This window comes from Rugamonas sp., from assembly GCF_025354735.1.
In the GTDB taxonomy this organism is placed as follows: Bacteria; Pseudomonadota; Gammaproteobacteria; order Burkholderiales; family Burkholderiaceae_D; genus Rugamonas.
Window position 1 is genome coordinate 1 of record NZ_JANXMI010000283.1, and the last position, 10064, is coordinate 10064.

The window sequence follows — 10064 nt, forward strand, 5'->3', positions numbered from 1 at the left end:
TTTGGCTTCGCCCTGAAAAATACCCAGGAAGTGGACCTGCACTTCTTCCTGCACTATGAGCTGCGCGGACCGCTGGTCCTGATGCTGCTCGGCTTCTTCGCGGCCGGCGCCTTCCTCGGCGTGCTGGCGCTGACGCCCACCGTGTTCCGCCACCGGCGCGAAACGCACAAACACAAAACCACTATCGAGACGCTGCAATCGTCGGTCCAGCAGGGCGTCGCCCAGCCGCTGGCGGACAGCGTCGCCACGCCGCAGTAATGCCGCGCTCTATTCATACAATATAAAAACATACGCATGGAATTTGAACTCTGGTGGCTATTGGGGATACCGGTCTTTTTCGCGCTGGGCTGGATCGCCGCGCGGGTCGACATCCGCCAACTGGTGTCCGAGTCGCGCAGCCTGCCGCGCGGCTATTTCAAGGGACTGAATTTTCTGCTGAACGACCAGCCCGACAAGGCCATCGACGCCTTCATCGAAATCGTCACGCTCGATCCCGAAACGGCCGACATGCACTTCGCGCTCGGCAATCTGTTCCGCCGCCGCGGCGAGACCGAACGCGCCATCCGCGTGCACCAGAATCTGCTGGCGCGTCCCGACCTGCCGCTGGAGCAGTTGCAGCACGCCGAATATGAACTGGGCATGGATTACCTGAAGGCCGGCCTGCTCGACCGCGCCGAGGAGACCTTCAACCGCCTCGTCAAAACGCAGTACGGCGTGCAGGCGCAGCGCGCGCTGCTGGAGATTTTCCAGCGCGAGAAGGAATGGCCGCGCGCCATCGAGGCGGCGCTGGGCTTGCAGGAATCGGGCGCCGGTTCGCGCCAAAAAGAAATCGCGCAGTTCTACTGCGAGCTGGCGCAGGATTCGCTGGTCCACATGCATCCGGAAGGCGCCGTGCCGCTGCTGGAAAAATCGCTGCTGGCCAACCGCACCAATGTGCGCGCCACGCTGCTGATCGGCGACGCGCAGCTGGCGCAGGGCGACGTCGAGGGCGCGCTGCTGACGTGGCGCCGCGTCGAACAGCAAAGCGTGCCGCACGTGGCGCTGGTGGCGCAGCGCCTGATGGACGGCTACCGCAAGGTGGGCCGGCCGCAGGAGGGCGTCAACCTGCTCAAGTCCTACCTGGAACAAGCGTCGTCGATCGACTTGATCGAAGTGGTGTTCAAGGCCGTCATCGAACTCGATGGCGTCGACGCGGCCAAGCAGCTGGTCAGCGCGGAACTGCGCCGCACGCCGACGCTGCTGGGCCTCGACAAGCTGCTCGAAGCGCGCCTGATGGACGCGCCGGCGGCGGTCTGGCCGGAGCTGTCGATGGTGAAGAACCTGGTGCACGGCTACACGCAAAAGCTGGCGCGCTATCAGTGCAGCCATTGCGGTTTCAAGGCGCGCCAGTTTTACTGGCAGTGCCCCGGATGCAGCCGCTGGGAGACTTACCCGCCGCGCCGCACCGAAGAACTCAATGTCATGAATTAAAAGCCTGGGTCACCAGGTTCAGAACACGTTATAACAAAGTAGGCACACCATGAAAATCACGATTATCGGCACCGGCTATGTAGGCCTGGTGACCGGCGCCTGTCTGGCCGAATTGGGCAACGACGTTTTCTGCCTCGACGTCGACGAAAAAAAAATCGCCCTGCTCAATAGCGGCGGCATCCCCATCCACGAGCCGGGCCTGGAAGAAGTCGTGGCGCGCAACCGCGCCGCCGGCCGCTTGCAGTTCTCGACCGACGTCGCCGCCTCCGTGGCCCACGGCTGTTTGCAATTCATCGCCGTCGGCACGCCGCCGGACGAAGACGGCTCGGCCGACCTGCAATACGTGCTGGCCGCCGCCCGCAACATCGGCAAGCACATGACGGAGTTCAAAGTCATCGTCGACAAATCGACCGTCCCTGTGGGCACGGCCGACCGCGTCAAGGCCGCCGTGCAGGAACAGCTGGCCGCGCGCGGCGACGCTTCCAAGTTCTCGGTGGTGTCCAATCCCGAGTTCCTGAAAGAGGGCGCCGCCGTCGAAGACTTCATGCGGCCGGACCGCATCGTCATCGGCTACGACCAGACGCCCGAAGGCCTGAAGGCCCAGGACTTGATGAAGAAGCTGTACACGCCCTTCAACCGCAACCACGAACGCACTTTCTGGATGGACGTGCGCTCGGCCGAATTCACCAAGTACGCGGCCAACGCCATGCTGGCCACGCGCATCTCGTTCATGAACGAACTGGCCAACCTGGCCGACCAGGTGGGCGCCGATATCGAGGCGGTCCGCCACGGCATCGGTTCCGATCCGCGCATCGGCCACAGCTTCCTGTACGCCGGCGCCGGTTACGGCGGTTCCTGCTTCCCGAAAGACGTGCAGGCGCTGGAGCGCACGGCGCGCCAGTACAACCAGGACCTGCTGATACTGCGCGCCGTCGAAGCGGTCAACGACAAGCAAAAGCTGGTGCTGGGCCAGAAGGTCAACAAGCGCTTCGGCGATGACTTGAGCGGCAAGCACTTCGCGGTCTGGGGCCTGGCCTTCAAGCCGAACACCGACGACATGCGCGAAGCGCCGGCCCGCGTGCTGCTCAAGCAGCTGCTCGACAGCGGCGCCACCGTCGCCGTCTACGATCCGGTCGCGATGGAGGAAGCCAAACGCGTGCTGGCGCTCGACTTCGACGCCGCCCAGCTGGCGCGCATCCGCTTCGCCACCAGCCCGATGGATGCGCTGACGGCGGCCGAGGCGCTGCTCATCGTCACCGAGTGGAAAGCCTTCCGCAGCCCGGACTTCGACCGCATCAAGTCCAGCCTGAAGAACGCCGTCATCTTCGACGGCCGCAATCTGTTCGAGCCGGAAGTGATGGCCGAGGCGGGCTTCGAATACCACGGCATCGGCCGTTCCATCCTGACCCGTAGCTGACGACGAAAGAGGCCGCGATGAATTCTGCCGTTACGACCGCTGTTGCAGGCGCCGTTACAACGCAAGCGCCGTCGCTCGACAAGGTGCGCATCCTGGTGGTCGGCGACGTGATGCTGGACCGTTACTGGTTCGGTGACGTCAGCCGCATTTCGCCGGAAGCGCCGGTGCCCATCGTGCGCATCGAGAAGCGCGAAGCGCGCCTCGGCGGCGCCGCCAACGTGGCGCGCAACGCGTCGGCGCTGGGCGCGCACGCCGGCTTGCTGGGCGTGGTCGGCGCCGACGAGGCGGGCGACGAAGTGGAGCAGCTGCTGCAAGGCGGCGGCATCCACAGCTATCTGAAACGCGACGCGGCCATCTCCACCATCATCAAGTTGCGCGTGATCGGCCGCCAGCAGCAGATGCTGCGCATCGATTTCGAGGAGGCGCCGACCGACACCGTCCTGCGCGACAAGCTGGTGCAATTCAAGGCGCTGCTGGCCGGCTACGACGTCATCGTGCTGTCCGACTACGCCAAGGGCAGCCTGGTGAACGTGGCCGACATGATCGCTTCGGCGCGCGCGGCCGGCAAGATCGTCATGGTCGATCCCAAGGGCGACGATTTTTCGCGCTACGCCGGCGCCACCGTGCTGACGCCGAATAAATCGGAGATGCGCCGCATCGTCGGCAGCTGGAGCACGGAAGAACAGCTGACCGCCAAGGCCCAGCAGATGCGCGCGGAGCTCAAGCTCGACGCGCTGCTGCTGACCCGCTCCGAAGAAGGCATGACGCTGTACACCAGCGATGGCCTGTTGCACATGCCGGCCGACGCGCGCGAAGTGTTCGACGTTTCCGGCGCCGGCGACACCGTCATCGCGACCATGGCCGCGATGCTGGGCGCGGGCGCGGACTGGAAGGAGGCGGTGCAGACCGCCAACCGCGCCGGTGGCATCGTGGTCGGCAAGCTCGGCACCGCCACCGTCACGCGCGAGGAATTGTTCGCCTGATCCGGCCCGTCCTCGCCGCACTATCCTGCCGGCTTGCCGGCAGTTTTTTTATCGGCAGCGCATGCACGCATGCATGTGTGCCGTGCCGCGCCGGTGCGGGTGCCGGATGTAACTTACTTGACTGAAAGTGTTAAATCCGATCCCGGCCATCGGCGCTTTAGTATACCTGTATAGACAGCATAATTGATCGAAATTAGGTATGTTTTTTGATATTTATTTTTATGCATGTTTTGCTGTTGATCCAGCAGAATTAAGCCGCTAGTATCAGCACTCCTTAATAATAAATCAAAGGGAGTTGATAATGAGTGGACATAAATACCTTGTTTTGAATCGCACAATCGGCGCCGCGCTGATGCTGGCCGGCGCGCTGGTGGCTGGCGCGGCCCAGGCCGATACCGCCAGTTATTCGCAATGGCAGGGCTGGGTCAACAGCAATGGCAACGGACCGGAGCTGGACAAACTGAGCAATATGTATACCGGTGCCCAGGACGGCGCGCTGTTCAACAGCTATGCCGCGTTTACCATACCTGCCGGTAGCTATGGTTCGGTAACCCTGAAACTCAATCCTATGAGTTTCGGTGACATGGGTCCGGTCCAGATCGGCCTGTACGACGTTTCAACCCCGATCGACGGCTTCCTCAATACGGTGAAATTCGGCGCCGGCGTTTACAACGACCTGGGCAGCGGCCACCAGTACGCCACCGCCACGCTCGGGGATGATGCCGTATCGGTGACGTTCAACGCCGCCGGGCTGGCCGATGTCAATGCCGCCGCCGGCAGCGGCAAGCTGTTCTTCATCGGTTTCACCAATCTGACGCTCGACGCGAACGGCCTGGGTACCGATGCCTTCGCCGGCGTTTATATCAATGGTCTGGACCGCAGCCGTCCGCCGATGGAAATGGACCTGGGCCCGGCCTTGCCCGTGCCTGAACCATCGGCCTGGGCTACGCTGCTCGCTGGCCTGACCCTGATCGGCGCGATGGCCTTGCGCCGTCGCCAAGCTTAAGCCGGTCTAGTCTGTAGCTTGAGCGCCGATGGTGTGTGTAACTGTTTTGACTGAAAGTGTTAAATCGGAAGCGGGCCATCGGCGCTTTAGTATAGCTGTATAGACAGCAAATTGGATCGAAATTTTGTATTAAATTGGCATTTATTTTTATGCATCATTTGCCATTGATTCAGTGATATTAAGCCGCTAGTATCATCCTTTCCTTAATAATAAATTAACGGGAGTTGATGATGAGTGGAAGTAAATACTTTGTTTTTAATCGCGCCAAGGTGGCAGCGGCGCTGATGATGGCCGGCGCTTTGGTGGCAGGCAGCGCCCAGGCCGATGTGGCCGTCTATTCGGAACTGCAAGGCTGGGTCAGCAGCAATGGCATAGGCCCTGAAACGACCCCGATCAACAATATGTACACCGGTAACGAAGACGGCAAGGGTCACAATAGCTATGCGGCGTTTTTCATACCTCCCGGTAGCTACACCTCGGTAACCTTGTTGCTGCACGCGGCCACTTCTGGTGACCTGGGACCGGCCGTTATCGGCCTGTACGACGTTTCCAGCCCGCTCCAGTCCTTCCTCAACAACACCAACTTCGGCACCGACGTCTATAAAGACCTTGGCAGCGGCCGCCAGTACGCCGCCGTCACCTTGTCCGACGATACGGTGTCGGTGAAACTCAACGCCAGTGCAGTGCAGGATATCAATGCCTCGTCCGGCGCCGTTTTCTTCATTGGATTTACCAATGAAACGCGGAACGCTCCCGGTGTCGATATCAATGTCGACGGCGGCATTTTTCCCGACGGCGTTGGCCGCAGCCGCCCTCCGATAGAAATGGATCTGGGCCAGGCCTTGCCGGTGCCTGAACCGACGGCCTGGGTCTCGCTGCTGGCGGGTCTGAGCCTGCTCGGCGCGGTGGCGTTGCGCCGTCGCCGCCAAGGCTAAAGCCAAGGCCGTGGGCCAAGGCCGCTAAGCATATCCCTGCCTTGTGCCAGCCCAAGGGCCGCGTGGTTCCGGTCAACCGGAGCGCGGCCTGGACGTTAAGCGCCGACAGGGCGCGCATCGCGTCCTGCCCACCACCACGGAGATTCAGACATGTTCAAAAAACTACTGCTGGCCGTCGCCACCCTGATCGCGGTAATGAATTTCGCCTTCGCCCAAGTCGACGTCAACAAGGGCGATGCCTCGGCGCTCGACAGCATCAAGGGCATAGGCCCGGCCAAGTCGAAAGCCATCCTCGACGAGCGCACCAAGGGCGGCGACTTCAAGGACTGGGCCGACTTTGAAAAGCGCGTCAAGGGCATAGGCGAGAAGAGCGCCGTCAAGCTGTCGCAAGCGGGCTTGCAGGTCAACGGTAAATCGCTCGACGGCGCGCCGATGAAGGTGGCCGACGCCAAAACGACCGACACCAAGGCGGCCAAGCCGGCGCCGGTGAAAAAGTAAGCAGCGCTCAAAGTTAGCAGCGCTCAAAGTAAGTAGCAGCGCGCACGGCGGCGATACAAAAATCTTGCATCGTCGCCATTCTTTCGTGAGAAGATCGCCGTCTGTGCCCATCGCCGGCACCTGACCTGCACACTTCCACGAAAGGCTAGTTGATGATTTCCGCGTTCGCTCTCCGCTCCACCGCCCGCGTCATGCTTGCCGCCGTTTGCGCCGCACTGGCCGGCGCCGCCACGGCCGCCGACGCCGCCGGCGCGCCCGACGTCAGCCATCACCAGCGGCAGATCGACCAGATCGTCGGCCAGATTTCGCCGCAGCGCATCGAGGCCATCATCGCCAAACTGGTCGGCTTCAAGACCCGCCACACCATGTCCGACACGGTGTCCGACACCGAAGGCATAGGCGCGGCGCGGCGCTGGATCAAGTCGGAGCTGGAGCGCTGCGGGGCCCAGGCCGGCGGCCGTTTGCAGGTCGCCTACGACAGCCACGTGACGCCGGTGTCGGCGCGTATCAGCACCCCGACCGAGATCGTCAACGTGGTCGCCACGCTGCCCGGCGCACAGGCCGCGTCCAAGGACCGCATCTATGTCGTCAGCGGCCATTACGACTCTCGTAACACCGACATCATGGACTTCAAGGGCGCCGCGCCCGGCGCCAACGACGACGCCTCCGGGACCGCCGCCGTGATCGAGATGGCGTGCGTGATGGCCCGCTACCAGTTCGACGCCACGCTGGTCTTCATGACCGTCGCCGCCGAGGAGCAGGGCTTGTTCGGCGCCGAGCACTGGGCCGAGCAGGCCAGGATCAACAAGCTCAATATCGCCGGCATGTTCACCAACGACATCATCGGCAGTTCGCACGATGAACACGGCAACGTTGACAACACGCAGGTGCGGCTGTTCGCCGAAGGCTTGCCGGTGCAAAAGCAGAACAGCGACGCCGTGCGCGCGCTGATCCAGACCGGCGGCGAGAACGATTCGCTGTCGCGCCAGCTGGCGCGCGCCGTCAAGGAGGCGGGCGAGCGTTATGTGCCGGGCTTCACGGTCAACGTGATCCAGCGGCGCGACCGCTATCTGCGCGGCGGCGACCATATGCCCTTCCTGGAACGCGGCTACGCGGCGCTGCGCTTCACGGAGCCGCATGAGGATTTCGACCATCAGCACCAGAACCTGCGCACGGAAAACGGCAAGGCTATCGGCGATTTGCCGCAGTTCGACGACTACGATTACATCGCGCGGGTGGCGCGCGTGAACGCGGCGGCGCTGGCGTCGCTGGCGCTGGCGCCGGCCGCGCCGCAGAATGTGCGGGTGCGCACGGCGCAGCTGGAGAACGACACTTCGCTGGTATGGCAGGCGAACACCGAACCGGATCTGGCCGGCTACCGCATCGTCTGGCGCGCCACCACGGCGGCCGACTGGCAGGGCGCGCAGTTCGTCGGCAACGTCAACGAGTTCAAGGTGAAGCTGTCGAAGGATGATTACTTCTTCGGCGTGCAGGCGGTCGACCGGGACGGCAACGTCAGCGTCGCGACGTATCCGCAGCCGCTGCGCTAAGTTCGCGGCGCCGGCCGCGGCGCCGACGCTGTCACGGCTCGCTGCGCATGTCGACCGGCAGGCTGGCCAGATACGCATGGATCTGCGCCACCACCGCCGCGCCTTCGCCGACCGCCGCCGCGACGCGCTTGGTCGATCCGGCGCGCACGTCGCCGATCGCGAACACGCCCGGCACGCTCGTTTCCAGCGCGGCCCGCACCGGCCCGGTATCGGGATAAAAGAAGCCGGCGTGTCCCTTGGCGCGGCACTGGGCCGCCGTCACGTCGAAGCCGGTGCGGATGAAGCCCTTGTCGTCGACGCCGACGCCGCAGTCGCCCAGCCAGTCGGTGTTCGGATCGGCGCCGACGAACAGGAACACGCGGCAGATGTCGGCGTCCTGTTCCTCGCCGCTGCGGTTGTTGCGCCAGCGGACCTGCTTCAAGCCATCCTCGTCGCCTTCGAGCGCGACGATTTCCGTGTGGGTGTGCAGGACGATGTTGGGCGTGGCGCCGATGCGCTCGATCAGGTAATTGGACATGGTCGCCGCCAGCCCCTTGCCGCGGATGACCATGTGCACCTTGGCCGCGAAGCCGGATAAAAACACGGCGGCCTGGCCGGCCGAATTGCCGCCGCCGACCAGCACGATTTCCTCGTGCTTGCACAGCTTGGCCTCGATCGGCGAAGCCCAGTAATAGACGCCGCGCCCCTCGTACGATTTCAGGTTGGCCAGCGACGGCCGGCGGTAGCGCGCGCCGCACGACAGCACCACGCTGCGGGCGCGGATGGTGGTGCCGTCGCACAGTTCCAGGCGCAGCGGGAATTCGTCGCAGTACAGATGTTTGGCGATGGCCGGTATCGCGACTTCGACGCCGAACTTTTGCGCCTGCACGTAGGCGCGGCCGGCCAGGGCGCGGCCGGTGATGCCGGTCGGGAAGCCGAGGTAGTTTTCGATGCGGGCGCTGGCCGCCGCCTGGCCGCCGAAGCAGCGCTGGTCGAGCGCCATCACGGTCAAGCCTTCGGAGGCCGCGTACACCGACGTCGCCAGCCCGGACGGGCCGGAGCCGACCACCAGCACGTCGAACACGCGTTCGGCGTCGAAGTCGGGCAGCATGCCGAGGCAGCGGCCGACTTCGCGGTTCGACGGGTTCTTCCACACTTCGCCGTCCGGGCATACCACCAGCGGCCAGTCGTCGGCGCCGGGGCGGTAGCGCTCGACCAGCGCGGCGGCCTGGGCGTCGTGGGCCGGATCGAGCACCGTGTGCGGATAGGCGTTGCTCGACAAAAAACTCTGCAAGTGGAACAGCCGGCCGTGGCCGGGCGGCCCGACCAGCACCGGACCGCCGGAATTGACTTCGATCAGCGCCACCCGGCGCAGGATCAGCGCGCGCACGATGCGCTCGCCCAGCTCGGCCTCGGCCACCAGCAGCGCGCGCAGCGATTCGGACGGGATCACCAGCACCTCGACGTCGCCGATGGCGGTGCCCGTGCCCAGCGCCGGCCGGCCCGACAACTGGCCCACTTCGCCGCTGAACTGGCCGGGGCTCAGTTCGACGATGGTGGAGCTGTTGCCGAGGCCGTCGTAACGGCTCAGCAGCAAGCGGCCCTTGAGCACCAGCATCAGGCCGAAGCTGCTGATGCCGGCCTTGAACAGCGTCTGGCCATGCTCGAATTGGCGCACGTGGCCGAAGCGCAGCATGCGGCGCGCGTCGGCGTGCGACATCACCGGGAAGATCTGGTGGCTGCGGGTCTGGCGGTCCATTTCCGATGGCGTGACCACGTCGTCGGTGCTATTGTCCGGTATAAATTCCAGCGAGGGCGGGTTCATGGCGCGTCCGGTGAGGAGGGGAGGGTGACGATATCGTATCCGTATCAAGTCTATCCCATGCCGCCGCCGCCGCCAAAGATTTCAGCATGCTATGGCCGGATTGAAACACCGCGGCGGCGGCTGTTACACTGGATGGACTTTACAAAATGGAATGCTCCTTCATGGCCGTCCGCCTCATCCTGCGCCCCTTGCTCAATGCCGACCTGCCGGCCTTTTTTTCTTATCTGAACACGCACCTGCAAGACAACGGCCGCGCCGGCGCGGCCTTGTTCCAGCCGATGGCGCGCGGCGATTGCGTCTACCCCGACGACAAGGTCGCCGCCTTTACGCGCGGGCTGGCGCTGGCGGTCGGCGAGCCGGGCTGGCGGCGCGGCTGGATCGCGCTCGCGGCGCAGGGCGCC

9 protein-coding genes and 1 pseudogene are annotated in these 10064 nt (G+C 64.1%); 9 read left to right on the forward strand and 1 reads right to left on the reverse strand.

What is annotated here, in order from left to right:
• The 8 genes from Q0S71_RS22805 to Q0S71_RS22840 form a co-directional block, all read left to right on the forward strand.
• A partial coding sequence (locus Q0S71_RS22805; protein ID WP_296000903.1) for a lipopolysaccharide assembly LapA domain-containing protein occupies nt 1-258 on the forward strand: 258 nt, incomplete at its 5' end.
• A gap of 36 nt (nt 259-294) precedes the next feature.
• The gene (gene lapB, locus Q0S71_RS22810) at nt 295-1470 is read left to right on the forward strand and encodes a lipopolysaccharide assembly protein LapB (protein ID WP_296000904.1); all 1176 of its coding nucleotides are present in this window, start codon (nt 295-297) and stop codon (nt 1468-1470) included.
• Between the two features lie 49 nt (nt 1471-1519).
• The gene (locus Q0S71_RS22815) at nt 1520-2887 is read left to right on the forward strand and encodes a UDP-glucose/GDP-mannose dehydrogenase family protein (RefSeq protein WP_296000906.1); all 1368 of its coding nucleotides are present in this window, start codon (nt 1520-1522) and stop codon (nt 2885-2887) included.
• A 17-nt stretch (nt 2888-2904) separates the two neighbouring features.
• Nucleotides 2905-3870, forward strand: coding sequence for a D-glycero-beta-D-manno-heptose-7-phosphate kinase (gene rfaE1, locus Q0S71_RS22820; RefSeq protein ID WP_296000908.1), 966 nt, complete (start codon nt 2905-2907; stop codon nt 3868-3870).
• A gap of 301 nt (nt 3871-4171) precedes the next feature.
• Nucleotides 4172-4876: a PEP-CTERM sorting domain-containing protein gene (locus Q0S71_RS22825; RefSeq protein WP_296000910.1), complete on the forward strand. Its 705-nt coding sequence runs from the start codon at nt 4172-4174 to the stop codon at nt 4874-4876.
• 227 nt (nt 4877-5103) lie between these two features.
• Nucleotides 5104-5811: a PEP-CTERM sorting domain-containing protein gene (locus Q0S71_RS22830; RefSeq protein WP_296000911.1), complete on the forward strand. Its 708-nt coding sequence runs from the start codon at nt 5104-5106 to the stop codon at nt 5809-5811.
• 150 nt (nt 5812-5961) lie between these two features.
• Nucleotides 5962-6309: a helix-hairpin-helix domain-containing protein gene (locus Q0S71_RS22835; protein WP_296000913.1), complete on the forward strand. Its 348-nt coding sequence runs from the start codon at nt 5962-5964 to the stop codon at nt 6307-6309.
• Between the two features lie 191 nt (nt 6310-6500).
• Entirely contained in the window at nt 6501-7859 is a 1359-nt protein-coding gene (locus Q0S71_RS22840) for a M28 family peptidase (protein WP_296000915.1), read from the forward strand.
• A 31-nt stretch (nt 7860-7890) separates the two neighbouring features.
• Here the strand turns inward: Q0S71_RS22840 and Q0S71_RS22845 are convergent, their stop codons facing one another.
• On the reverse strand, nt 7891-9663 hold the full coding sequence (locus tag Q0S71_RS22845) for an FAD-dependent oxidoreductase (protein ID WP_296000917.1): 1773 nt from the start codon (nt 9661-9663) through the stop codon (nt 7891-7893).
• Between the two features lie 161 nt (nt 9664-9824).
• Between Q0S71_RS22845 and Q0S71_RS22850 the strand changes: the two are divergent.
• Nucleotides 9825-10064 (forward strand): annotated as a pseudogene (locus tag Q0S71_RS22850) (GNAT family N-acetyltransferase); the annotation flags it as partial.